Raw genomic sequence first — 26,761 nt, forward strand, 5'->3', positions numbered from 1 at the left:
AAGTGATCGATCGATTATGTATTCGATTGTAATCTTTTAATTCAACTTATATAGTTAAATACATTTGGTGTTAACACAGCTTTGTTTGTTACATTTAAAGGGAATATTAATAAATTCTTTGCTTGATGGAAAACAATTTTACTTGCTATAGGATCTCCATACACATTTGCCTCCGCTAATGGTGTTACATTTCCTACTTCTAAAAAGACGCCACCCATGAAATAGATTCCTTTTACATTTAGCATTAAGTCACTCCATAAATTAAAAGCAATTGCTAACGAGGTAGATCTTCCTACATCGACAATCGTTAAATCTTTTCCGTACTTTACAAGAATCGCAGCGATACTACCAAAATTGTATATTGGAATAGATAATACGCTTTCTGGAACATGGATGGGCCCTAATCCTTCTGCCCCGTGAATTTCAGGGTAGTACGTAGTAATTTCTTCTGTAAGTGGTTTTGTTGCACCACTAATGACAGGAATGTCTTGTCTATTTGCTAACTGTAAAATATACGCTGCATTATGTGCAGCATGTATATGCTCAACATTTCCGTATCCAGTTACAATACCTACAATTTCAATTTCGGGATGCAGTAAACCATACATAATGGCAAATGAGTCATCAATACCTGGGTCTCCGAAAAATAATACTTTTTCCAAGAAATACTCTCCCCTCATAAAAACATAGAGTCATCAATAACTATGTATATGAAAAAAGCAAGTATATCTATGCGAATTTTAGAATGGATAATGTTTTACAAAACATTAAAAAGGAACTAGCGTATGCTAATTCCTTTCTTAAGTAACCATTCTCAAATTTAATTAATTATCGTTTCCTTCATAAATTGCATCATTTATTTGATTTTGTATTTTTTTATCATCAGGTACAGGTTTCCACCAATTTCCTGTAATAAATAACATAGTTAATAAATTATAACTATCACTAAAATAGCTTTCTCTCTTATTCCTCATCCAATCCCAACCGCTATTTACCCACTTTTGATTATTGCTACTCGTTATACTTGCAGCAATAAACGGTGAAACAAATACAGCAGTTGGATAACTACCAATATTGGATCCGTTTAATTGATAACCATCCACAATTTTTGAAGGATTTCCATTCGTTTTATTTTGAATCCATGAAGAGACTTTATCAGAAATGACTTTACTTCTTTTCTCGCCGTACATCGCATAGTCCATTACAATTCTCAATGGTACCCGACTTGCATTGTAATAATATGCATTTGTGTATTCTGACTCATCTAAGAAATCTTTAGGTGCGGGTTGTGGTGGGTTTTTTACAACAAAATCTGAAATAAGCCCTGTATTTGGAGAGTACTTATTACTAAATTGCGTATAAACATCGTACAAATTATTAATAACAGTAAGCCAAGTTTTATCACCTGTAAATTCATAAAAAGCTCTAAGATGTGACATCATCCAATCAGATGGTCTCGTATCAAGTGAACTTTTAGAATCCCAATCTCCTAAATTTAGTCGGTTATTATTTGTAACATTACTAGCTTTAATACCTTTTGTAATCATGTCTTGTGCTTCTTTCAAATAATTAACTGTTCCATTAGATCCCCACTGCTTATGAGCAAGAAGAAGAGAATACGCAATATCTAAATCCCCATCAGTAGCAGAATCAAAATGACCTTGTGCTTTTTTACTATCTGCGACAACCCATCCCATTAAATTAGGATTTTGAGAGCTTTTAAAAGTTCTTGCTGTTTTAAATAAACCGTCATAGATTTTTTGAGCATTCGAATCATAACCAGCCATTAATACTGTAATTATCATCCCATACCCTTGACCTTCTGAAGTTCCAAGTGGCTTAAACCCATCCGCATCACCTGTAATCTCTCCTTTTACGTAATAACCACCAGGTAAAGAAGATAAATCATTTTTCAAATATTTCTTTTTCCAATTATCGTAGTAACTTCTTACAGAAGCATTTAAACTTTCCTGTGTAACATGATTCGGTTTTATAACACCTGCATAATTAACTTGCTGGGGAAATGGTTTCATTTCCTTTGCAGCAGCTACTTGTTGATTAACTACGGGAATAGAATTTTGTATTGAATTGTCCGTTACACTTGCTGCGAAACTAGAATTAGAAAAACTAGCTAGTCCGATTCCTACAATAGAAATACATGTGAAAATTTTTCTTTTTCCATTCATTATGTTGTCAGCTCCTTTTAAAATGCTTACTACATAAAATGTAACATACAATATTTAACTGAAATACAAAATATTATATTTATCAACATAAGAAAGAAACTATATAAAAAAGTATCATAAAATCATTATTGAATTACATTATACGGATTGATTTTTTGCTAAATTCCTATGTTTTTCTTTTCTTAATATTGGTATATGAGCAATCACAATTCCAAGTATAGTAATTCCTCCGCCAATTATCGAAACTAAAGTTGGCACTTCTCCTAACCATATCCAAGCAATGAAACACGCAGTTATTGGTGTTAAATATAGAGAACTTGTTGCTTCAGAAGCACCAGCACGAGATATAATATAGGCCAACGCTATATACGGGAGTACTGTTGGAAAGACACCTAAATATATAACGCTCAAGTTAACTTCAAGAGGAGCTGCTAGTATTTTTTGATAAACTCCGGGTAAGAAAATAAGCATGCATACAGTACTAGACAAAATTGTATATATGGTAAATGGTAAGAAGCCGTATTTTTTTAAGTAAGATGTTTGGAAAACGAAAAATAGACTTTCTGAAATCGCCGCTAATAATATAAATAATCCCCCGCTATTCAATTGAATAGCGTCGCCTTGGCTAAATGAAATTAAGGAAATTCCTGCAAAACTCATTACACCACCGATCCAGCCATTTAATTTCATTTTTTCATTCAAAAAAACAGAAGCAAGAATTGCCGTCACTATTGGAGTGACTGAAATTATTAAACTTGCAGATCCAGCATTTACTGTTTTTTCGCCGTAGTTTAATGCGATGTGATAAATAGTAAATCCTAGAGCACCAAATATGAAAATTGCTGGGATATCCTTTAAATGTGGTAGTCGTAGTTTGTATATAAATGAAAATAACAAAAGTATAAATGAGGCGATTAATAAGCGTAGTAAAGTAAGGTGTTCAGGCGTATAAGATTCAAGCCCCATACGAATTGCTGGAAAAGCAGTTCCCCATATAAGAATTGTAAAAGCGTGAGCACATATAATGCGTAAATCCCATTTTTTATTATGCATATTTTCTCTCCTTCCCTAAAAAACCAACCATTTTTAAATTACCAATTATTTCTTTTCATCATATTTAATAGTTGATACAATGTCTTCAACCAGTTATTTATCGGAAAAACCAACCACTTTGGATCTTTTAAATTAACGAAGGAGTTTTTTATATGACGACCGATAAAAAAGTGCCCAAATATCAGCAGATAATAGACTATATGAAAGAAAAAATTGAAAACGGAGAATGGCCAATTGGAAGTAAAATTCCTAGTCAGCGGCAGTTAGCAAAATTATTTAATGTAAATCGAAGTACTGTAATTACTGCGCTAGATGAACTTATGGCAGATGGTTTAATTCAAGGACAAATCGGAGCAGGAACAATTGTAATGAATAATACATGGTCATTATTAGCAACTAATCCTCCGCCCGATTGGAGTGAATATGTAAAAGCCGGTATTCATAAACCAAGTAAGTTAATGGTGCGAGAAATAAATGAAGCAGAAGCAAATAAAACGCTTATCCATCTTAGTAAAGGTGAACTTGCACCTCATCTTTTCCCGCTCGAAACTATGCAATCTATAATAAAAAACGTCAGTGAGGAATTAGATTATTTCGGATACGAAGAACAAAAAGGTTTTTATCCGTTACGTGAAGCAATAAGCAAATATGTAAGATCATTTGGAATACATGCATCACCGGATTCTATATTAATAGTCTCTGGTGCACTCCAAGCATTACAATTAATATCGATTGGTCTATTACATAGAAAATCAACTGTTTTACTTGAACAACCTTCTTACTTATATTCACTTCATGTTTATCAATCAGCAAATATAAATTTATCCGGTATATCAATGGACCATCACGGTATTTTACCTAACGACTTATTAAAACGAATTAAATATAGTCAAAAGAATAATATTTTATATTCAATCCCTTGTTTTCAAAATCCAACGGGGATATTGATGTCCAAAGAGCGAAGAAAAGAAATATTAAAAATATGTGAAAAGGAGCAGTTGCCTATCATCGAGGATGATATATACCGAGAGTTATGGATTGATGAATCACCTCCAGCTCCTTTAAAGTCGATGGATAAACATGGACATGTATTATATATTGGTAGTCTCTCTAAAACACTTAGCCCAGGACTTAGAATTGGATGGATAATCGGACCAGAACCCGTTATTAATAGATTGTCAGATATAAAAATGCAAACAGACTATGGATCCAGCTCTTTATCTCAAAGAGTAGCTGCTGAATGGATAAATGAAGGTTTTTATGAAGAACATGTAGCAAACGTAAGAATGCACCTGAAAGAGCGAAGACAAATAATGATACGAGCTTTAAATAAATATTGTGCAGATATTGCATCGTGGGATATTCCTAGTGGTGGATTTTTTATATGGCTAAAGGTTGTACATAACATTCCGATGAAAAAACTATTTTCAGAGGCTCTATCAAAAGGAATTCTTTTAAACCCAGGACGTATTTATGAAGAAGAATCAGATCAGTACATTCGTTTATCATATGGATATGCTTCACCAGAACAAATGACTAACGGTATTAAATTGCTCAGTGAATTAATTCGTAAGTTAACGGTATAAAAAAATCCTCTTTTGTTTTTGGAGGATTTTTTTACGTATCTTATTTACCACAATTTCATTTCCTGCCCTAATAAAATAAGTTTTTCATAAGGATCTCCGTCAATATTTAATACTTGAGCAAAAGCAGGTTCTGTTTTTAAACCTTGTTCCTTTAAGTGAATAACTTCTTTTCTTATATGAGGATGCTGCATTAATAGCATGTGCTCCACTATCATGTGTCTATATGCATTTTGATTACGCACTGGCTTAGGTTGAGCAAATAATTCAAATTCAAAACCTTCGAATTCAAAATTCACCTTTATCGATTCAGTACCTTTAATTTTTTTCTTTTTTATGTTGAACCCTCCATAAGAACCATATAAAGATCTCATTTCCTGCTCAAAAACATCAAAGTTATATACTTCCATTACAATATCTAAGTCAGATTGAGGAGTATCAATTCTTATAGGGATTGTCCCGCAAAGAACGGGATTATATAAAGCTAAATCCTCCATTATGTTTAGGCTATTCAAAACATCATATATTTTTTGTTGCTTGTCATTGCCCGATTGTAAATATGTAATAGATGTAAACATAGAAGTCTCTCCTTCATTTAACATAATAATCATCTCACTAAATTTGAGAAAACATTTAAATCATTGGGTTTTGTTCTAGGAATACCTTTATTTCAATATATTAAGCCGAACTAACTATATTTTTCAACTTTTCTCCTATACTGCAATACTATAAAAATAAAAAAGGAGGAATTATTATGAGCATTTTTAACATTCTTTTAACCATACACATACTATTTGGAACAATATGCTTAATCACTGGAATTGTAGCGATGGTTGCCAAAAAAAAGAAAGGAAAACATACCGAATGGGGCGAAATATATCATGCATCCTATGTTGTCATCACCCTTACGGCAATAATATTATCCATTATCAACTGGGATAGAAAGTCCCTTGAATCATACCAAATTGCTTAGAACTAAGATTGAGAACTGTGTTAATAATGTATGGCAACGGAACAGTTACAGCAAAGCCTAAAAAGAAATTAAGAGAAATTAAAATACTAAAAGTATTTTTTAAGCTTTTCCGCTCCAATAAATAAGAGTATCCCTCCTTTATATCTTCAATAAAATTAATTTCTCTAATTGAACATTCCTCATTTATGTTTTGCTCAAACAATTTAAAGTTAATAAACAATATGGAAATAGCCGAAAGGATAAATGAAATACCATTTATAATTATAAAAATTTTAATATCAAAGACTGCAAAAACAATCCCCCCTAACATAGGCCCTAGAATTAAAGATATAGAATCGATAATTTTACTTATAGAATTAATACTCATTAACCGCTCTTTAGTGACCATATTCGGTTTTACGGCCTCTAAACCTATTCCAAAAAAAGTTGTAAATACTGTCATAAGAAAGGTAGTAGTATAAATGATGAATAAGTTTAATCCATAATAGCTGCTTAATATATAAACAGTTATTAATAAGCATCCGCTTAGTAAATCCATACAAATAACCAGTTTCTTTTTATCAACCTTATCAGCAATGACACCGGCAAATGGATTCATAACAATCATTGGAATCGTTCCTAATATGAGCGAAATTGCAAAATTTAACGCAGATCCGGTTATTTGTAAAATATACAATCCTAATGCAAAACTATAAATAGAGCTACCAAATAGTGATACTGTTTTTGCAATTGAATATAAACAAATATTTCTTAGTTCTTGGTTTCTTTTTTTATTTTCTATATGTAATCGTAAACTTCCCATCACTTTTCCCCCTACCTAACTTTGTGTTACGTACATTGTAAGTTCTTGGGTCAACCCAATAGCAATATGTACTATTTGAAAATTTTTAAGGGGAAATAAATAAAAGATGGGGTTAACCCCATCTTTTTCCGAAAAATGAATATGTATAAATTTCTTCTCCTTGAACAAAGAAATCTTCGTACCTTCCCCCTCGTATCAAATAATTTGAAGTACTTTCATCAATAGATTGAAACTGTAAATTTTCGATTTCTTTTGTTACTTTTGCAGATGTAAAATTTTCTCTGAGTCTAGGTGCAATTTGGCTATTTATACTAAATTTATTAAATAAAATAAATGAACTTAATAAATAACAATTGTGTTTAAAAAGGGAATTTAATTCGCACAATAAGAACTCCTCATGTTCAAAACTATAATTACTTGTACCTGATTGATCGATTACAATATCAACAGAATTATTCTGAATAGGTATGTTTAGAAAGTCGGCACAGATAAATAACATATTTCTTTTCACATTTCTTCTCTCAATTACATCTTTTAAAAGTAAAAGTTTATTCAAATCTCGATCAACAGCAATATATAAACACTCTTCCGGTAGTTCTTCATAAATATTTCGTAAAAAGAACCCAATACCAGACCCTAAATCAAGTAGTATTTTTTCATTTAAATCTAATTGCATTAGTTTCTTTTTCGCCCATTCCCCTCCTCTTTGAACATTTTCCAAAAAAGCAGTATCAGTTTCATGAATATAATCCGAAATAGAATCTTCAAGTGATTTCTTTTCATCCGCTTTCAATGAGTTACCCGCTGTTAAAACCCCTGAAATAATCGTGTATTTTTCACCACAATTACAAATTAACTTTCCCTCAATAATTTTATTCTTATTAATAATGCCATCTTCAAGAATTAAATTTCCGTTACACTTAACACATTTAAATAAATGAAGTACTTTTAAATCTACCCCTAAAATTGAACTCGAAATTTCAGTTTCTATAGATAAATTATGTAACACTTCCTTTAATTTGCATTTTCGTTCCTCTAAAGTTTTTATTTCTTGTTCAATCTTTTCATATTTTACTTTAAATAAAGATTGATAAAAATTATCCTTTTCATAGTCTAAGGATTTCCCTAAATTTTTATAAAGAAACAGTTCTTTAATTTCATACAAGCTAAACCCTAGCCATTTGCACTCTAATATAAGTTCTATATCCTTTTGACAATACTCGTCAAAAAAATAGTGACTTCCTTTTTTCTCGGGAATAACGAGTCCGAGGTCCATATAATGTCTAATCGTATCTACACTTACATTATTTACTTCTGCAAACTTACTGATTTTCATCCTAATCACTACCATTTATATATTTGTTTATACATACTTCTTTATTATTTTAAAAAATCCTTTCATCTCCCTATACAAAATTATTTATGCTATGAAAAAGATGTAATTAATTTTAAAGTTACGCCACATACCCATCAAGCTAAGCTTATATAAGTTTAGCTCCTCTTTTTTAATCTTGAATTTAAAAAAGAGGAGCAGGTAGTACGTTTATGTTTATATATCTATAAACTGTGAGTTCATGGATGAATTAAAAACTGCGGCGTAAGTACTACAGTTTCTTCCTTCTTCATTGAGTTGAAATATGTAAAGTTACGTACTTTAACTGTAGCGGACTTGTACTACGCGTTCATATTAATTTTATAGACGTTTAAGGATTTTGTTTTATGGGTAGTATTCTTGCTGTGGAATCGGGATTGTAAATATAGATGAACGTGATTCAAATAAAAAAAGGTACTCCTAGAAGTACCTTTTTTACTATTCTATATGTGCGAACGCTTTCAAAATTATTGGATATAAATTGATGTACGCATTGTATTAAATGGTGCATTTATAGATGTCTTTTGGTACTCAAAAGTTCCTTGTTGGTGTCCAGAAGCATCCCATTTATAATACCAGCCAACGATTGGTCTTCCGCCAATTATAGTGGAATCAATACTTTTTACATTAGAACCATTCATTTTAGCAAATGGGTTTTGGCCATAGCCCATTTCTTTCGTTGTAATATATAAGTATTTTCCCCCGTGGTTACGCGATGTGCTGAAGCTGTTCTGATTAATTGTTTCTACCCCGCCTAACTCAGACTCTACTTGTACGACGTTCAGTGAAGTAAGTGGTGCTGCTGGTCCAGCTGAAGCTTCTGTTGCCATTCCTAATCCGATGAACGCTGTGATTGCTAACGATGAAATCCCTAGTGCTGCTTTTTTAAACATAAAAAACATCCCCTTCCATCTATTGTTTTCTCTTTCATTGTCAATATAATCCTAATAATCTTATATGTAAATAGATTGTAGCTGTATAAATATTAGTGCGAATATTCTATTATATGTTTCTACAATTCTATTACTCAATATGAATGATTTACAGTGTAAAACGAAATACACATTACAAATTGATTCTATTAGGCTTAATCACAGGGTTGCTGCCATAGACCGCAAAGTATGAACCGATAAAATTTTCAAAAGTGCACCATATACTTTTGAAAAAGGTTTCTGGTAATCATTTTGGTAATTACTTTTGGTAAGATTGCATGCCATTGATATAGAGCACTTTAATTAAGATCAAAAGAGTTACAAAAATTATGGTTTTTGGTAACCGATTCACTTATTTTACATGATTTGATGCGTTTACTTTGCGGTCTACAGCAAGAACCCTGTGACTAAGCCTATTATTTTCATTATTAACTAGCGTATACCGAATTTAAACCATATGAACCATTGTCACTATTTTTTTTGTTCATAAACAGATGCCTATATTTCTTGTTACTGTATAATAATGTTACATCAAACTGATGTAAGTACACATAGAAACAATAAAAGAGAGCATATTTTAAAAGATTTATTAAAACATGCTCTCTTTTTTAATTTGAATGAATCTTTCAGTAAAAAAGTACATTGATTTGTATCCTTTATGTAACCGAAATAAGTATTTTAAAAATCTTATTTTTATGCTTTTTTCTATTATTCTTAAAGATAATTTATTGAATATTCTTATTGCACTCTAATTGATTTTGAATTCCTGATCTATCAATTTGAATCCAATACTCTGAAATTTTCCCATTTTCTATTCTATACACTGCACTTGCTATTTGAATTATAGGGAGACCTGTAGGTTCATACCCATCTATTTCTCCTATGTGTGTACCTACTTGTTTCCAGCGTACATATACTTTACTATCTTGTACTAATAATTCTTGAATTTCTAAAGAGAAATTCCCATATACTTCAATCATCTCTCTTACATGCTCAGCGTAGTCTTTCGGCGATCTGTATACTGTTTGTTCCTCTTCAGATATAACTTGATGTGCCAATACTTTATCTGCCATATATCGATTTGAAAAATCTGGATTAATCCCTGAACGCACTTCTTTAAAGAAATTTCTGATAATTATTTCCGGTTTCATTAAACATCCCCCTTAAAAATAAATCCAATTCTAATATCCCCTGAATGTATCGGATAAGTGTTATATTTTCATTCTCACTCTTTCTTAATAAACATGTCAAGTTTGTAGTGTTGACATGAAAATTGTAAACTTGCTTATGCCTCGTATTTATCATATTTTATATCCAATATTCCTAAGCTTCTGTATTCTAATTTCATTTTAATTAAATAAAAAACCCGTGAATTATTCACGGGTTTTACTTTAATAACTAATTGCTATTGTTCCTTCACCTGCATGAACCGCAAATGAAATTGGTAATGGATATAATTTGAAATCCATTTCAGGGAATGCTTGTCTAATATCTGCAATCCATTCCTCGGCTCCATCTTTATCATTAGCATGGAACATGTGAAGTACTTTTGGTAATTCTTTTTCAAGTTCATTTTTAATATATTCTCGACATTTTTGGATTTTACGAACTTTCTTTTCAAGTAAAAGCTCTCCACCTTTTACTTCTAATATTAAGTTAACACTTAATAAACTTCCAAGTAAAAATTGAATGCCCTTTACACGACCACTTGCATATAAACCTTTTAAGCTTTTTGGGAATACATGAAAAGGTCTTCTTTTTTCATCTACTAATGTTTTGTGTATATCTTGTAAAGTCATACCATCATTGTATAACGATTTCGCTTTTCTAATTAGTTCATCCATTGGATAACTTGTTGTTTCACTATCTAATACCGTTAATGGAAAACCTGCCATTTCTGCAGCTAGCTTCATATTTTGATAGGTTCCACTTACTTTTCCGCTAATAGCAACTGCAAATCCTTCTTCATATTCTTCTTTGCATTTCGTAAATAACTCTACCATTTCCCCAATATTAGGTTGTGAAGTAGTGACTGTTTTACCTTCGTTTAACGCATTATAAACACGTTCACGCACACCTTCTTCACAATCTTTGTACGACATTCCATCAATAATAACTTCGATTGGGATAACAAAGTTATCTCCTTCTGTTTTAAAATTCGCAGTTGTACTATCAGTAATCCAAGCAACACGCTTCATGTTGTTCCTCCCTTAATTCAATTCCTCTTTTCTAATTTTTCTATATATTTATGTTATAAAAAGAGAATATCCCTGTAATAGTAACAGGACTTTATTGTTTTGGCTATAGTAGATGCATATTAAATGTGACTATTTCTTGTCTATTTCACAAATAAAAAAGAAAATCAAGGAATTTGCTCGATTTTCTTCTTATCATATACTATTTAAAAGTTTCATTATCTAAAATTACAACATAATCATTCGTTAATCGTCCAGCTTCTTTTGTATAACTAACAAGCCTTTGTATATTATCACAGCAAATTTTTGCTCCCCATACTAGTAACGGTACGCCAATAAAATCGATATGGAACCTTCTAGAAAACAGACCACCAAAAGTCATTGGTAAAGGTACGGTTGGTGATGTATTAGAAAAAATAATTTTTTCATGACTTTGATAATGTTTTTGCAAGATTTCTCCTAAATGCTTCATCGCAGGTACAACAACTTTTGATGCGCCACATCCAATCGTATATACAGGATGACCATGTTCATCAATTCCATGAAAAATAATTTTTCCCATATCTTCTGTTTTCAATTTATTAAAGTAATCTACATTCAAAATTTCTTCTTTCGTTAACTTACGATCCGTTGGTAATTTATTTAAATGATACGCTGCAGCAAGTGAAGTTGTATGAGTACCGCCGAAGTCTGTGTAAATGTATATCATATTATCATCCCTTGTTGTAAAAGTTCAATGTTAATTAGTATTACCGTTCTTAGCAATGTTAAACAGGGGGTGAATGTATTTACGTTTTTTGTGTTAATTCATTATATTTTTTCCAAATATAATAACGTCTACTAATCACAGTGCCTAATGTAATACATAAAAAGGCGTTTGTTACAACCATTAATGTCTGGTGCGTACTACCAGAAAACATACTTTGTTTAATTATAATTTTTGCTCCTAAAATAACAAGAAGGATTATTGTACTTACCCAATTTCCTTTTCGTAGTACATGACCTGTTTCACTATCTACTCGAAATGTTAAAGCTCTTCCTCGTATAATTCCAAGACCTAAGCCGATTCCAAGCATTACAACAAACAGTAGTCCTTGCAACAAAGTTATTTGTCCCGCATGAATAATGGACTGGATTGTTACAAAGCACAACAAAGCCGGAATGAGCCAAATACGGTTTATTTTCACTTTTCGTTCTTTACTTTGCATCAAAACAATAATAAGAATAACAAGTAAAATATCCATTTAGAATCCTCCCATAAACTTGTTTATCTTTAAAAATTATATTCTCCCCTTTTCATTCCATACTTGAAATACGATAGCTACTTTCAATTGTAAGATGGGAAATGTGATTCCTCATCAGCCTTAAGCATTATTTATAAAAATAAAAAGACGTACTTTTTACTCGTACGCCTTTAATAACTAGTTTAAACTCCTATTTATCAACTAATTTTACACCTTTAGAATTAGTTTTATCTAACACTCGAATGTTACATTTATTAGCCATTTTTAAAAAGATTTTATAAATACAATATCCCAAAATAGAACCTAGAACGTTACAGATTACATCATCAATATCAGTAATACGTCCCACTCCACTAAATAAAGACTGAATTAATTGTAGCAATTCAATACTAACTGATATAGTAAATCCTAATAAAATAGTATTTTTGAATTTCGTATATTTATCCCATAAGATTGGTGCTAAAAATCCTAAAGGCATTAATAATAAAATATTCCCGCCTACATTTCTTACAATTCCATTGCTTTTTCATAGATTAAGTCTTTTTCTTTTTTTACTAAAACTACCCCAGAGAAATCTATTTTCTTTTGTATTTCTTTTACAATTTTATTAATTTCATCTTTTGTTTTTATCACGACAACCACCCTTGTCTTTCGGTATTGTTCTTTACCCTTATTAATTTTTCCATATAAAGGGGAAAGAACCCTTTTATTAAATACGATAAATTGTTAATGAGAACACAAAGTTCATTTCGAATGTATTCCGCTATTTGTGGGCAGTAGGACCCCCATCTCAAAATTTAGCGAAAGCAAAGAAGTTAAGTGGGGACCCTGCTGCCCGTAAAAGCCCGATTGGTGAGGGATGATAATCAGTGGGGGATGCCCCCCTGATTAAAGTTTCACTTTATTGATTCAGTAGAATACAACTTAGATTGTGATGGGAATAACGTAAACACACACAAGACGATAGTAATAAATAACATGATCAATGAACCTACAATAACTACAAGTTGTATAGAAATGAACTGAGTCGCAACACCAGATACTATTGTAATAAAGATTGTTACTAACGCAATAACAAGTCCATATATACTTCCGATCCGTCCCATTATATGAACGGGAACGTTATTTTGGTAAAACGTATAAAATCCTGTATTTGCATATGCCATAGAGAAAGATAAAATAAAGAATCCAATAGCAGCTATTAAAAATACATTTGAAAAAACATAAATTAAATAACCAATTGCAATGAATAATGATCCTATTCCAATTAGAAGTGAAGGTGCTAATTTCTTTGACAAAATTGTATTTGTTATGGCACCTAAAATAAATCCTGCACCAGCTATACTAACTAGAAAACCATATTCACTATCTGTTAGTAGTAATACCTCTTTCGCAAACGATAGTTCAAGTGAATCAGTAGCGGTTGCTAATACGAACATACTTTGAAATAAGAAGTACACGCATACGACATACACATGTTTTCTACTAAAATTTATAACAGTGTTCCAATCTTTTTTTAATACTGTAAGAGATAATGTATTACTTGTTGTATCCGAAGCTTCTTTCTTATCAAGATTAGGTAAAAGTAATGTAATGAATCCTGATAAGAGAAATGCTATAGCATTCATATATATAGCAAACTCTGGTGTACCTGCAATTAATAATCCCCCCGCTACTGCTGGTCCAATTAATGATGCACCAGATCCTATTAAAGTACGTAATGAGTTGAAACGTTGTCTTTGCTCTACTGGAATTAATTTCGTCATATACGTCATAGCAGTTGGCTCATAAATTGCACTGGCCATACTTATAAAGAATACGAATACATAAACAATCCAAAGTGACGGAAGTAAAGGTAAAATAGCGATAAATAACGCACGATATATATCGAGGTGAATCATTAATTTCCGTTTGTTTAAACGATCAATCATACTCCCAGACCAAGCGTTTGTAAATAAAGTGGCTAATGGTTTTATTACATATAAAGTAGCAACAGCTAAGGCTGAGCCACCCATATTATAGACAAGTACATTCAGTGCTATTAAGTAAATCCATGCCCCTAAATTCGCAATACCAACTCCGGACAGTAGTAATAAAGGATATTTCCAATCTTTAAGTAAGTTTTTCATTTTTGGCTCCCGCTTTCCAAATTGTTTTAAAACAATAAAAAAACCCCACCCCCAAGACTTTTAATCTTAGGGACGAGATTTATCATCGCGGTGCCACCCTAGTTTGTTAATATGTCACCATATTAACCTTATCAGGTACTGCATTCTCATTCATGCTTATACCATAGCTCTATAACGGGAGCTCCCGTCACACCACCCCCTTCATATCAGGTTCCGGTGTACTGCTCAGAGGCTTGATTCAATAAAGAATTTTTACTCCTTTTCAGCTACATGGAGCTCTCTGTGAAAAATTCATTTTATTTACTATTCTCTTCACTGCATTTGATTTTTTCCATATTATCACAAATAATTTTAACTGTAAATAAAAAATAATCAGATATTTAACAACGTATTATTGTTAATTCGTTTATTTTTTATTTTTTCTAAAAATTACGGTGCGTGAAATTACTTGCAACTCTAAAGAAAGAGCTATTTTCATATAGCTCCTTCCAAATGCCTGGATTAATTCGTATTCGCCTCTGTTAACGGTTGTAACGGCGGTTGTAACGGCGGTTCTAATTCTAGTTCTAGTGTATCTCCTTCTTGTAAATCTTGTCCTTTTTCAATACTTTGGCTCGTTACATAACCCGTACCAGAAGTTTTCAAATCTAATTTTAAAAGCTTAGAGAAATACATAACATCACGCATGGACCAACCTTTTACATTTGGCATTTGTGCGTTATTCCCTAATAAAAATATACGATCACCTTCACTCATGACCTCGCCAGACTGTGGATATTGTTTTATTATTTTTCCTTCTCCTAAAATTATTGGCTGTAGCTTCTCTTTTTCTACACTTTTCTCTGCTGTACCCATCGATTGATTTACATAATTTTGTACTTTTAATTGAGATTGCTTCGTTGCATCAGCTATTTGTTTTTCTGTATACGGTTTCACCTTTAAATATTCAAGGCTGTTTTTTATAACAGGTTTAAATATTTCAGCAAGAGGCTGAGCTCCATACTCATCTCCTTTTAACTTTGGCTGCTTAATAGCTAAGTATACGATTAACTCCGGATCATCAATTGGAGCCATTCCTAAAAAGGAGAAAATGTAATTCTCTTTCCCTTCCATATATCGGCCGTTTTCAGGATTCGGGATTTGTGCTGTTCCTGTTTTACCTCCAATTGGATAACCATCCACTTTATACATTGTACCAGTTCCTTTTGAAGATGTTATGACACGCTCCATTAAGCTTCTAACTTTGTCCGCTGTTTCTTTTTTTATCGGATTCCCAATTTCTTTCGGTTGATTTTCCATAATAACTTCTTTGTTTGTTGGATTTACAACTTTATCAACGATATATGGTTGCATCATTTTCCCGTCATTTGCTATAGCAGTAGCCGCTTGGACTAATTGAATCGGAGTAACTGTAGAACCTTGACCGAAAGAAGTTGTAACTTGTTGAATTTGTGTATTTAATAATAAAGTATTTTTACTTTCACCAGGTAAATCTATTCCTGTTTTTTGATTGAATCCAAATTTATTTATATATTGCTTAAATTTATTTGGTTTCAGTAACTGATCTTCTAAAATAGAAAAAGCTACGTTTGATGACCTTTCAAAACCTTCATCAAATGTAATTGATCCCCATCCAAATCCACCATTATGGTCTTTTATATCAGATGAACCAACGGAATATTTTCCAGATTGAAAATATTCTTTTCCGTTATATACACCTTCATTAATGGCAGCTGCTAACGTAAAAGCTTTCATTGTTGAACCTGGTTCATATGCATTTGCAATTGGATCATTTAAAAAGTATTCGATATCACCTACATTAGGATTGTAACTAGGTTTACTAGACATCGCTAAAACCTTTCCTGTTTTTGGATCAGCAATAATTCCAATTAACATAGAAGGATCATAATGCTCTTGTGTTTTGTTCATCGCTTCTTCTAAAAAGCTATTAATTTGTTTATCAAGCGTTAAATATACGTTATTCCCATTTTTAGCAGGTTCTACTTTACCTATATCATTCGTAAGCGGAATCCCCCTTCGTGTACCCACATATTCTATTTTCCCGTTTGTAGAGCGCAAATATTTATCCAAGCTCTTTTCAAGTCCAAATTTCCCTTCCGTATTCCCTTTATCATCTGGTCTAGCAAAACCAAGTATATAGGATGCAAAGTCTTCATTTGGATACACTCTTGCTTTTTCCGACATAAAAGATACACCTGGTATTTTTAAATTATTAATTTTTTCTTTCATTTCCCTAGATAAGTTCCGACCGATTTTTCCAATTTCAACTTGCGTACGTCCTTCATGAAAGTTTTTTAATACTTCTTCTTTATCAATTTCAAGCGCATCAGCTAATTGTTGTGCGGTTTCATCTTTATTTTTCACTTTATCTTTTCCTTTTAAATTCACAACAACTCGATACGTTGTAGAATCTTGTACTAACACCTTTCCGGTTTGATCATAGATAGTGCCACGATTCGCTTCTAAAACACCTTTTTTATTATGTTGTTCATCCGCAAGATCCTTTACATTCACATTATGCACGACTCCTACTGCCTGGATATAGAATATACGCAAAATCATAATAAGAAACAAAACAATAAAAGCAATCATCATATATCGAGCGCCTTTATTCGTTTGAAGTTTTTGCATATTTATCTCCTTTCTTTTTGGATTGATTTATACGAAGATATGGTTTGAAATTTGTAGTTTTTGTTTGCAATACTATATGTTTCGAAGTTTTCTTTTTAATTCCTTTAAAACAATGCGAAACTGACTATTGTTATTTTGTGTCTTTATTTTTTTATTTAAAATACGGTGCGTGAAATTTCTGAATATTACTTAATGAAACTTGAATGTATAGCACTCTACACTCTTTTCGTATTTACTATAAAAAGTTCCCCTCCGGATGTCCAAAGGGGAACTTTTTATAAGAAAATTACGCGATATGATTATATTTCGCTAAGAAAGGAATTCGTCTCGCTACTAATGCATACATTTTGAATACAAGTTTCGCTATTGGTTCAAACATACGTGTACTTTGCATTACTAAAGCGCTCGTAATAAGTGTTAAGAATGCTGCACCAAGTATATCTAAAGGATAATGAACACCTACGTACATACGTGATATACCGACTAATACTGCCCATAATAGCGCGATGTATTTCAGTTTTTCTCCTCTAAGAATAAATACGAAGGCGATTGAAAATACAAGTACAGAATGATCACTAACGAATGATGAATCTGCTGCATGTGGTACTAATTGATGTACATCATGTGATACGAACGGACGCGGATGGTAATATACCGCGTGTATAAGAACATTTACTAATAATGCAATAATAACCGAAAGCGTCGTATATAAAACTGTATATTGTTTTCTAATTGCTTTCTCTTTCTTTCCATTATTAAACCATAAGATAAGCATAAATAGAATGGCTACGTATGCAGCGCTATTTGTAATAGCAACCATTAGCGTATCTAATAGTTTGGATGAACCAGCAAAATTATTAAACCACTGAAATACTGTGTAATTCATTAAACTCTCTCCTTACATACAAGTGTTCTTGATTTACACAGTATACAATACCATTATGAAAATAGGCTTAAACTTTTTTCATCTAATTCTCATTTTACTATTACTCATGTGACAATTATAAAACAAATTTTATACGCTATTTATGTATAAAGCCGGTAAGCCTTTATAATAAGGCGGTTCGTATTTTTTCTTGTTTTGGATACATAACATGTTCATTTAAATATACTAATTGCAAAATCATATTTTTTAATTCATTTGAAGTACAATATTTCCGAATTGTTCTCCAATCTCCATACGGCTTAGCGCACTAATTGCTTCTTCTAACGAGTAAACTTTATCAATAATTGGTTTAATTTGATGTTTTTCTATAAACTTTATCATCTCATTAAATTCCTCACGGCTACCCATGGATGTTCCCATAATATCAATTTGATTATAAAATAATGCGCGTAATGGTAATTCAATTTTATCTCCTGAGCTTGCACCAAAATTCACGATTCTTCCATTTGGTTTTAATACATCAAAATATTTCAAAAAAGTTGCCGGACCTATACTATCTATTATTAAATCTACTTTTTCACCTTGTAAGCTCTCTCCCCAATTTCCGGCACTATGAAACGAAATATCTGCACCATATTTTTCAGCAAGTTCCATTTTATTCTCTACCCTTGAAGTAACACTCACTTTTGCGCCGATTGCTTTCGCGAATAACATGGAAAAAGTAGCAACACCACCGCCTATTCCCGGAATTAAAACGTGTTCGCCGCACTTCAATCTACCTTTTGTAAAAAGCGCTCTATATGCAGTTAATGCGGATAAAGATAAAACACCTGATTCTTCCCAAGTAAGATATGACGGCTTTTCTACTACATTTTCAGCTGGTACAATTACATATTCAGCAAACGTTCCATCTTTTGGTCCACCTAGCACTTCCGGTAACTCCGGTACTTCAGTAGCATGTTCCCATCCAATACTAGGATTAATAATAACTTCTGTATGTAGTATGTTATCAGAAACACCATTTCCAATTTCCGTAACAATACCTGCACCATCTGATCCTAAGATTAAAGGTAATTGCATTTCTTTTCTATTATTCATAATAAATAAATCCCGATGATTTAAACCTGCTGATTTTAATTTCACTTTAACTTCCCCATCATTAAGTGTTCTCCCAGGTGATATTTTATATTCTACACCGTCAAATCCAGTTTTATATTGATGTACGATAGCTTTCATTATTATTCCCCCTTAATAATTTTAATGTACTAGAAATTTCGAAATAAACAAAATGATTTGATCGTAAAAAAAGAAGGAATGCAAAAAGCATCCCTTCTTTGATTGCTTATTTTATTATACAAGGTAATGTAATCGTAACGATTGTTCCTTCATTTTCTTTACTCTCTATTTGAATATTTCCGTTATATTTTTCTACAAGTCGTTTGGCAATAGACAAGCCTAGCCCGTTACCACCTTGTTTTCGACTTCTCGCTTTGTCAACTCGGTAAAACCGATTAAGAACAAATGGTAAATCGGATTCAGGTATTCCCGCTCCATGATCTATTACACAAATTTTAACTTTCCCTGATTGTAAACTAGATTCTATGCAAATATATTTATTAATCTCTTTTGTATACTTAACTGCATTATCCATTATGATAATAATAATTTGTTCTAAGTAAGATGATGGCATTGACACATAAGCTGCATCATCCCCAAATTTCATATCAAATTGAAAATCACTTTGAAGTACTACAAAGTTTTGTGTAACATGTTTTAATACGCTATTTACATGTACTGGCTCAGCTGCTATTGGATGCAATTGTTCAGATTCAGCTCTTGATAGTTCTAGCAATTCTGAAACTAATTTATTTAAACGATCTACTTCCTTTAAACTAGATTGAAGAGATTTATCTAATACTGCTGGATCACTTTTCCCCCATCGATTTAACATCGCTAAGTGCCCATGAATAATTGTTAACGGTGTTCTTAATTCATGAGATGCGTCTTCAACAAACTGTTTCTGTTGTGTAAAAGAAGTTTCTACTTCATCCATCATCTCGTTAAAAAGGAGTGCTAATTTTGCAAGCTCATCGTTATTTTCTCGTACTGGAACTCGTTCATTTAGTCCATTTTTCTTAATACGTTTCATCGTATCTGTTATACTTTGGACACTTGATAATAGTTTCTTCGTTATAAGTATCCCGCCTAAAAAACTAAATATCAATCCGAATATTCCAGCAATAACCATTACCACTAAAATAATTTTTAATAAATGATCAAATATCTCTAGGTTTTTCGTAAGTTCAATAGTGCCAGTAAAGTCTTTCGTTTTTATTGGTATGCGCTTAACTAATATTCGATCTTCTAAATGCCTTTTTATAAATGACTCATCTTTTATAACCTGCTTCGGTTTTACCCACGTTTCATTAAAATCTCGTGAAACAGTAATAATCGGCTCCCCATTCATGTCAATAATACGAATCATTTGATGCTTATCAATCATATTGTTTAGAAACTCTTTACTATTTTCAAATGTTTTACTCGAAAGGGTATCATTTTTATCTTGGAAATATGCCGCTATTTCCGTCACTTGCCTATTTATTTGTTTCTGTTCATAATCTATAGTCCACTTATTAATTACAATAAACTGTAATGCACTATATAAAATGAATAAAATAAATACTAGTGTAGTGGACCAAAGTGTTAGTTTCCACTTTATAGGTAGATTTCGAATTCGAAACACAATATTTTTTATCATTTCATTATATATCCCGCACCACGGACTGTTTGGATATACTCCTCCTTATCTACACTATGTAACTTGTTTCGCAAATAACGAACATATACATCAACGATATTTGTCTCAACAATTGCACCATATCCCCATACTTGGTCCAATAAAATATCACGAGTAAGTACGCGATTAATATTTTTCATAAACATAAGCAATAACTCGAATTCTTTATTTGTAAGTTCAATTTCTTCATTTCCTTTAGTTATAGTTCGAGATTCAATCTGAAGTTGCAAATCTTTGAATGTAAGAAATGAAACCTGCTTGTTTTCATTATGTTCTTCTCGTCTAAATATCACTCTCATACGTGCTAACAGTTCTTCAATTGCAAATGGTTTCGGAAGATAATCATCAGCTCCACTATCTAAACCTGTCACACGGTCCATAATACTATCACGAGCAGTCAGCATAATAATAGGTGTATTTTTAGTAGCTCTTAGTCGACGACATACCTCTAGTCCATTTAATCCAGGCAGCATTAAATCCAGCAATATGAGATCGTAATTCTTTTCAAGTGCTGCGCTTAATCCTTTTCTCCCATCAAGTTGTATATCTACTTGATACCCTTCATATTTTAGTTCTAATTCTAAAAAATCTGCTAAACTTTCCTCATCCTCAATAATTAAAATGTGTTGCAACAGTAGTTCCTCCTAGACGATTAAATGAATAAATAATCCTATTCCAAAAATAATTACAATCATTTGATGCACTTTTTTATACATCACAAATTTTTCTTTATTATTTATTCGCTGTAAATAAAACCCAACAATCCCTAGTACAATTATAGCTAATAGAGAAAATATACCACTGTATATGAGTAAAATATGACGACTCCCTTTTATTAAAAAATAAACACCGTGAGTAATCGTAACAGCTATTACAGCGTAACCAATTAATACATGAAACTTTTTGGCGAATAGATATATTTCTTTAACTTTTTTAAATCCTTGTATATTTTTATTCTTTAAAAACAACCATATATGCCGTAAAAACCATAGTGAAGCAGCGATAATCGCCCCATATTCACCAAAAGAGCCTAATTTTTTATTTAATCCTTTTACATTCAGTGCATTGCCGTACATAACATTAATAAATAGCAATTCTACACTACAAATAATAATAGTAATGCCTATAATTTTAACACACACATGCAAATATTTATTTCTTAATATCTTCTCCATTTTATTTAATCCCCTTACTAATAAAGGCTTTGTAACAAGCAGTCTATCAAATAAAAAAGAAAAGAACATGAGAAAAAGATTAAAATAAAATGAGAATTTCAATATCAATTACTATTGATTTTTTTTAGCTAACTTTATTATATTTTGAATAAACGGCGCTTTCGCCTTTGTATATGAGACACGATCAAAAGCATATGTAATAGCAAGCATCTCTTTTAATTCTCTATATTCTTTACGTGCCCATTCATGGCTTATTAGAAAGTCACGAAATAAAATATTGTTTCTCCACTCGTAACTATTATAAATATAAACATGCAAATGATGAGTACCCGCTCTCCATTTTCCCTTTCTAAAAAAACGCCAATTCGTAGCTTCTTTTGGAACAAACTCATATCCAATTTCCGATAGAATTTCAATCCAGTTTTCAGTTATTTGCAAGTCTGTTACGCCAATCATCATATCAATAAGAGGTTTAGCTCCTAATCCTGCTACTGCAGTGCTTCCTATATGTTCAACAGCAATTATTTCTTGTCCGAACAAGGAACAGAATTTCTCTTTTTCTTTTATATACTCTTCAACCCAGTCTTTTTGATATGCTTTAATAACAATTTGTTGATTCATTGTATTCACCTTTTTATAAGTGTTTATCATTATATTTATAAAATTTTATATTATTAACATAGGATTTCCATAAAATATGTCGAATAGTGGAATGTACAACTTAATTATATGAAATGTGAGGTAATCTATGAAAGATAATTCCGTAGAAATTCAGTTAAATAACGTAACATTCCAATTAAAAGAATATCATAATTTTGATTGGCTTATTAAATTAGGGACCATATTTGCAGTTTTTGACCAACAAGATTCAGGTAATATAAGTTTTGGTATAGAAAAAGATGGTCATAAGAAATTTATTAAATACGCAGGAGCACAAACAATTGCATATGAAGGAACATCGGGTGATGCTATTGAAAGGCTAAAAAATTCAGTTACTATCTATGAAGAATTAAAGCATGACTCGCTCATAGGACTAATTGATCATTTGCCAGTTCAATCTGGATATGTATTAATTTTCGATTGGTTTGATGGTGAATGTCTTCATTCGCATTGGCGTTTCCCACCTCCTGAAAAATATAAAAATCCAAACTCTCCATTTTATAAATTTAGACATTTATCTGCTATAGAACGAATTCATTCCTTACATTCCATTTTTTCTTTCCATACTTATGTAGAAAAGAAAAACTATGTAGCGATAGATTTTTATGACGGTAGTATTTTATATAATTTCAATACAAACGAGACAAAAATTTGTGATATAGATTTATACAGTAAGAAACCTTACATAAATAAAATAGGTCGGCTTTGGGGTTCCTCCCGTTTTATGTCACCAAAGGAATTTGAACTAAACGCTATAATTGATGAAAGAACAAATGTATTTAATATGGGAGCAATGGCGTTCTCACTTTTAGGCGGTGAAAAAGATCGTTCCTTTATAAAATGGGAAGCAAGTAAGGAATTATATGAGGTAGCGTATCGTGCTGTAAATAACAATCGAGCAGAACGATATGCATCAGTTACAGAATTCTACGAAGCGTGGTTAAAAGCGGCTAATGAAGAAAAGATATAACCTTAAATTATTAAAAGAAATATAGAGTTTATACTAGTATCATGTATATTAAGAATGTTTTTATGATTCCTTGGTATTAGTGTGTTCTAATTGTTTATGGCTATTATTAAAGATGACATATCAGCGATAATTTATGTCTATTTCTTATAGGTGTTAGCAAGTTTGTTTGCAAACTTGTTAGCGCTTTTTTGTTTAGATAATTCCCACATTCTTTCTTAATATACTGATTATGTTCCCAATTGTGTACTAATGTGTGGGTTTGACTACCCATATTTTAGACAAAATGGATGGTACAGGGTGATGAAAATATAAATATTTCTTTTTCCTTGTATTTGTTCAGTTCACGAGCTATAAATTTATTTTCATTTTCAAGCATGTGTATCATATTCTTAATTAATACAATAAATGAATTCCACGGTAAAGATAGGAAATATGTATATCTAATATTCATAATTTATGTCATGGTACAATATGTTAATTAATTACAATTCTTTCCGAAAGGGGAATACATAATGAAAACCACGAAACTCATAGCATTAACAGTACCAGTTCTATTATTGTTCGGTTGTGGGCTAGGAGATAAAAATTCTACTCCTAAGACTGAAGAAACTAGTAAAGCAATGTTAAAAACTACAATATCTGAGACACAGTATCCAAGCTATATTTATGAGCAATTACTAGAGTTTAACTTTAATAAGGATGACATAATAATAGGTTTAGGTTATGCACAAAAAGGTGATGAAAAGTATAAAGAGGTATTCAAAACAGTAAGTATTTTGGATGAAGCTTTAGACCGAATGGAGAACGTAAAAGTACCTGATAAGTATAAAGACACGCATAAACTCATCTTAGAAGGGGTAGAGGATGCAAGAAAAGGTACAAAACCAATATTAGAAGCAAAAGGTAAAGATGTAAAAGAAGTTAGTGTAGTTATTGCGAATAGTTTCCCCCACCTGTTAGGCATGGATAGAGAACAGTGGAAAGAAGCAGTTTACCAATTAGCTAAAGAAAACAAGGATGATTTCTCTAAGGTATATGATAAGAAAGTAGAGGAACATCAAAATAGAAAGAGTAACTCGTAATCAATTATACAATACGATAAGGGAATATAAGAAAATGATGATCCAAAAGGTAAATTATTAAATTTTATTGAAGCTAAATACGAAGTTAAAGAAAAGAAATAATACATACTTAATATTTCTTTTAGGGGGCATCTTCATGAAAGTTGTACGCTCTATATTTAAAGGCTTTCGTTTAATGGACTTAATTGTAAAGACTTAACTTAAAGCATTATCTAAAAGCAAATTTTAAATATCATAAAAATTAAAATCCCCTTCTATTATTTGGGGCTGTTTCAATTACTCTACCACATGCAAATTTCCTGTTATCTAAAGGGATAGTCCAAAATTGTCCTGGTACTAAATAGTAATTTGATTTTGATTTAAATGGATAGTTTATACACATTGTTCTCCCCATCTCTTTTTAAATCTATTGTATAACATATTCATCTGAAGTTTACATACGTCTCATTATCGATAGCAAAAAATAGGTGGACCCTTACTCTCTCTCAAGGAATCCACCCTTTCTATTTCTACAACTCTATTTTTATACGTTCCTCTTCTTGTCCTTACCAGAACCGCCATCACTAGATCATTAACATAATTATCTTTAGCGGCAGTTAAAAGTTTTTATTTTCTTACTCAATTAAAGCGCCCGTTAGTTAAAGATTATGGATAATTAATTTGAAAGTGTTTTATCTAAATACACCTTTTCTTTTGGAAAGCCAATCTTCTAAGGCATCTTCGTGTAGTTTTGTGAATAATTTTGGTATTTGGTCTATTGGAAAATATTTTAAATCCAAAGTCTCAATACCATCTACGGTAAGTTCTCCGCTAATTGGCTTACATTGAAAACAATGAGTGATAGTCTGAGCTTTATCTCCGTTCGGAAACTCACCAGAATATTTAGAGTAGACACCTATAAGATGTTCAACCTCAACATTTAATCCTGTCTCCTCAAATATTTCTCGTTTAGCGGTTTCTTCAAGAGATTCCCCAAGTTCCATAGCACCACCTGGTAGACCCCACTCATTTCTATCTCCCCGTTTTTGTAAAAGAATTTCATTTCGTTCGTTATAAACAATACCTCCAGCAAAATTAAGAATTATTAAATCGTGCCCTACTTTTCCCCGAATATAACGAATGTAGTCCTTATTTGTAGTCATAAATTCCCTCCTATTTATATATAAAATATAGATTAATTATATATAAATATAGAAGAAAATAGTAATGAAAATGTTATTATTCCTTATTCTCATAAGGGACTAGCCTTTCCCTTTTATCAATCTATGCGTTTTTTAAACATTTCTATTCTGACACAGCTTAGGTTTCTCGTTTGTTACTGGGTTAGCCGAAAAACTGCATAAAATCTTGCATGCCCATAGCGTTTTTTTAATGCTGACGATACTCCTAAATTTAAAACGAAATAAGCAATGATTAGATTTTAAACCTAGTCATCGCTTTATCCATTGCATCTTGGTTTACACCTATATAACGTAAGATGACCTTCTCTCACGAGTGATTGAATAATGCTATGTTTTTTGTTTGCATGTACATAAGATACCCGTACGTCTTTCTTCATGTATGTATACCAATTTCATCTAATCCAACTTGTCTCTTTCCTTTAATGACAGGCTCCATAACTCCAAGAAAAGCATACAATATTAAAAATTCACTCGTGAAAATCTGATTACAACTTTTTAGATTTGCATTTCATGAGACATTCGCCTATCTTACTAAGAGTGCATATAAAAGTGCGCTCTTTTTATTTATTAGCAAATAAGGATTTTGTTTAAATTTTTTTAACCTTATTGATTCCTTTGCATACAGTATTATCACAAGAAATTCAATAAGTGCTCCGGTCTAGTTACCTTGAATTTCTTGCAAATCTTGTGAGAAGAATCCGTTTATAACAAACGGGTTCTTTTATTACATTTTTCAATTCAAATATCCTTCTCATCAAGGTATGAAGAATATCACTTTTTCTTCAAGTATCCTTATGAACAAAATTTATAACCTTTACTCCACTTGGATCTATATTAAAAGTAATAGTTTCTATGCCATTCGGAGGGTTATGAGCTCCTATATAAGTTT

Annotated in this window: 23 protein-coding genes, 6 pseudogenes and 1 other annotated feature; of the genes and pseudogenes, 4 read left to right on the forward strand and 25 right to left on the reverse strand. The window is 31.7% G+C overall.

The window, feature by feature from the left end; genetic code table 11:
- Positions 1–47: 47 nt before the first annotated feature.
- From ACODS7_RS23215 to ACODS7_RS23225, 3 genes and pseudogenes are all read right to left on the reverse strand, one after another.
- Positions 48–662 (reverse strand): annotated as a pseudogene (locus tag ACODS7_RS23215) (nucleoside hydrolase); the annotation flags it as partial.
- A gap of 162 nt (positions 663–824) precedes the next feature.
- Positions 825–2,186, reverse strand: coding sequence for a family 8 glycosyl hydrolase (locus tag ACODS7_RS23220; RefSeq protein ID WP_016081397.1), 1,362 nt, complete (start codon positions 2,184–2,186; stop codon positions 825–827).
- A gap of 138 nt (positions 2,187–2,324) precedes the next feature.
- Complete coding sequence (locus tag ACODS7_RS23225) at positions 2,325–3,239, reverse strand: DMT family transporter (RefSeq protein ID WP_048564737.1); 915 nt, start codon at positions 3,237–3,239, stop codon at positions 2,325–2,327.
- A 152-nt stretch (positions 3,240–3,391) separates the two neighbouring features.
- Here ACODS7_RS23225 and norG point away from each other — a divergent pair, with 152 nt between their 5' ends.
- The gene (gene norG, locus ACODS7_RS23230) at positions 3,392–4,825 is read left to right on the forward strand and encodes an efflux pump transcription regulator NorG (RefSeq protein WP_048564736.1); all 1,434 of its coding nucleotides are present in this window, start codon (positions 3,392–3,394) and stop codon (positions 4,823–4,825) included.
- A gap of 44 nt (positions 4,826–4,869) precedes the next feature.
- Here norG and ACODS7_RS23235 read toward each other — a convergent pair whose 3' ends face one another.
- A complete protein-coding gene (locus tag ACODS7_RS23235) occupies positions 4,870–5,400 on the reverse strand; it encodes a DUF4269 domain-containing protein (protein WP_048564735.1) in 531 nt (176 codons plus the stop codon).
- A gap of 176 nt (positions 5,401–5,576) precedes the next feature.
- Here ACODS7_RS23235 and ACODS7_RS23240 point away from each other — a divergent pair.
- Positions 5,577–5,765, forward strand: a pseudogene (locus ACODS7_RS23240) (DUF2306 domain-containing protein); the annotation flags it as partial.
- On the opposite strand, the pseudogene ACODS7_RS23245 reads toward ACODS7_RS23240, so the two are convergent.
- From ACODS7_RS23245 to ACODS7_RS23325, 17 genes and pseudogenes are all read right to left on the reverse strand, one after another.
- Positions 5,764–6,597: pseudogene (locus tag ACODS7_RS23245) on the reverse strand (MFS transporter); the annotation flags it as partial. The pseudogenes ACODS7_RS23240 and ACODS7_RS23245 overlap by 2 nt on opposite strands.
- Before the next feature lie 112 nt (positions 6,598–6,709).
- Positions 6,710–7,933, reverse strand: a complete 1,224-nt coding sequence (locus ACODS7_RS23250) for a MerR family transcriptional regulator (protein ID WP_243168468.1) — start codon at positions 7,931–7,933, stop codon at positions 6,710–6,712.
- A gap of 503 nt (positions 7,934–8,436) precedes the next feature.
- Positions 8,437–8,862, reverse strand: coding sequence for a DUF4879 domain-containing protein (locus ACODS7_RS23255; RefSeq protein ID WP_016081408.1), 426 nt, complete (start codon positions 8,860–8,862; stop codon positions 8,437–8,439).
- A 764-nt stretch (positions 8,863–9,626) separates the two neighbouring features.
- Positions 9,627–10,052 (reverse strand): ester cyclase, encoded by a 426-nt coding sequence (locus ACODS7_RS23260; protein ID WP_016081409.1) that lies wholly within the window; start codon positions 10,050–10,052, stop codon positions 9,627–9,629.
- Between the two features lie 240 nt (positions 10,053–10,292).
- Complete coding sequence (locus tag ACODS7_RS23265) at positions 10,293–11,099, reverse strand: DegV family protein (RefSeq protein WP_000831923.1); 807 nt, start codon at positions 11,097–11,099, stop codon at positions 10,293–10,295.
- A 199-nt stretch (positions 11,100–11,298) separates the two neighbouring features.
- Entirely contained in the window at positions 11,299–11,805 is a 507-nt protein-coding gene (locus tag ACODS7_RS23270) for a DUF3189 family protein (protein ID WP_000639421.1), read from the reverse strand.
- Positions 11,806–11,884: 79 nt separating this feature from the next.
- On the reverse strand, positions 11,885–12,340 hold the full coding sequence (locus ACODS7_RS23275) for a CcdC protein domain-containing protein (protein WP_029442462.1): 456 nt from the start codon (positions 12,338–12,340) through the stop codon (positions 11,885–11,887).
- 190 nt (positions 12,341–12,530) lie between these two features.
- A pseudogene (locus tag ACODS7_RS23280) lies at positions 12,531–12,854 on the reverse strand (VanZ family protein); the annotation flags it as partial.
- 2 nt (positions 12,855–12,856) lie between these two features.
- Positions 12,857–12,973, reverse strand: a pseudogene (locus tag ACODS7_RS23285) (penicillin-binding protein); the annotation flags it as partial.
- A 263-nt stretch (positions 12,974–13,236) separates the two neighbouring features.
- Positions 13,237–14,469 (reverse strand): MFS transporter, encoded by a 1,233-nt coding sequence (locus ACODS7_RS23290; RefSeq protein WP_243168467.1) that lies wholly within the window; start codon positions 14,467–14,469, stop codon positions 13,237–13,239.
- 65 nt (positions 14,470–14,534) lie between these two features.
- Positions 14,535–14,794 (reverse strand) — a binding site (T-box leader).
- A gap of 176 nt (positions 14,795–14,970) precedes the next feature.
- Positions 14,971–17,121: a penicillin-binding protein gene (locus ACODS7_RS23295; RefSeq protein WP_243168466.1), complete on the reverse strand. Its 2,151-nt coding sequence runs from the start codon at positions 17,119–17,121 to the stop codon at positions 14,971–14,973.
- Between the two features lie 286 nt (positions 17,122–17,407).
- Positions 17,408–18,007, reverse strand: coding sequence for an undecaprenyl-diphosphatase (locus tag ACODS7_RS23300; RefSeq protein ID WP_016081416.1), 600 nt, complete (start codon positions 18,005–18,007; stop codon positions 17,408–17,410).
- 246 nt (positions 18,008–18,253) lie between these two features.
- On the reverse strand, positions 18,254–19,243 hold the full coding sequence (locus ACODS7_RS23305) for a zinc-binding dehydrogenase (protein WP_048564730.1): 990 nt from the start codon (positions 19,241–19,243) through the stop codon (positions 18,254–18,256).
- A 106-nt stretch (positions 19,244–19,349) separates the two neighbouring features.
- Positions 19,350–20,765 carry a HAMP domain-containing sensor histidine kinase gene (locus ACODS7_RS23310; protein ID WP_243168465.1) on the reverse strand — a complete coding sequence of 472 codons (1,416 nt, stop codon included), beginning with the start codon at positions 20,763–20,765 and terminating at the stop codon, positions 19,350–19,352.
- Positions 20,762–21,436, reverse strand: a complete 675-nt coding sequence (locus ACODS7_RS23315) for a response regulator transcription factor (protein ID WP_016081419.1) — start codon at positions 21,434–21,436, stop codon at positions 20,762–20,764. Before ACODS7_RS23315 ends, ACODS7_RS23310 begins: the two co-directional genes overlap by 4 nt.
- Before the next feature lie 12 nt (positions 21,437–21,448).
- On the reverse strand, positions 21,449–21,979 hold the full coding sequence (locus ACODS7_RS23320) for a hypothetical protein (protein ID WP_098629040.1): 531 nt from the start codon (positions 21,977–21,979) through the stop codon (positions 21,449–21,451).
- A 111-nt stretch (positions 21,980–22,090) separates the two neighbouring features.
- Complete coding sequence (locus ACODS7_RS23325; RefSeq protein ID WP_243168464.1) at positions 22,091–22,600, reverse strand: GrpB family protein; 510 nt, start codon at positions 22,598–22,600, stop codon at positions 22,091–22,093.
- Between the two features lie 127 nt (positions 22,601–22,727).
- Here ACODS7_RS23325 and ACODS7_RS23330 point away from each other — a divergent pair, with 127 nt between their 5' ends.
- Positions 22,728–23,609: a protein kinase family protein gene (locus ACODS7_RS23330; RefSeq protein WP_243168463.1), complete on the forward strand. Its 882-nt coding sequence runs from the start codon at positions 22,728–22,730 to the stop codon at positions 23,607–23,609.
- 512 nt (positions 23,610–24,121) lie between these two features.
- Positions 24,122–24,691 (forward strand): hypothetical protein, encoded by a 570-nt coding sequence (locus tag ACODS7_RS23335; protein ID WP_016081423.1) that lies wholly within the window; start codon positions 24,122–24,124, stop codon positions 24,689–24,691.
- A gap of 241 nt (positions 24,692–24,932) precedes the next feature.
- Here the strand turns inward: ACODS7_RS23335 and ACODS7_RS23340 are convergent, their stop codons facing one another.
- The 4 genes and pseudogenes from ACODS7_RS23340 to ACODS7_RS23355 form a co-directional block, all read right to left on the reverse strand.
- Positions 24,933–25,085, reverse strand: coding sequence for an Imm26 family immunity protein (locus ACODS7_RS23340; RefSeq protein WP_445079676.1), 153 nt, complete (start codon positions 25,083–25,085; stop codon positions 24,933–24,935).
- A gap of 277 nt (positions 25,086–25,362) precedes the next feature.
- On the reverse strand, positions 25,363–25,833 hold the full coding sequence (locus tag ACODS7_RS23345; RefSeq protein ID WP_016081425.1) for an NUDIX hydrolase: 471 nt from the start codon (positions 25,831–25,833) through the stop codon (positions 25,363–25,365).
- Positions 25,834–26,104: 271 nt separating this feature from the next.
- A pseudogene (locus tag ACODS7_RS23350) lies at positions 26,105–26,278 on the reverse strand (site-specific integrase); the annotation flags it as partial.
- A 376-nt stretch (positions 26,279–26,654) separates the two neighbouring features.
- Positions 26,655–26,761: DUF3888 domain-containing protein (locus tag ACODS7_RS23355; RefSeq protein ID WP_488827688.1), on the reverse strand; the 107-nt coding region annotated here is incomplete at its 5' end.

It is taken from the genome of Bacillus sp. FG16 (assembly GCF_057809515.1).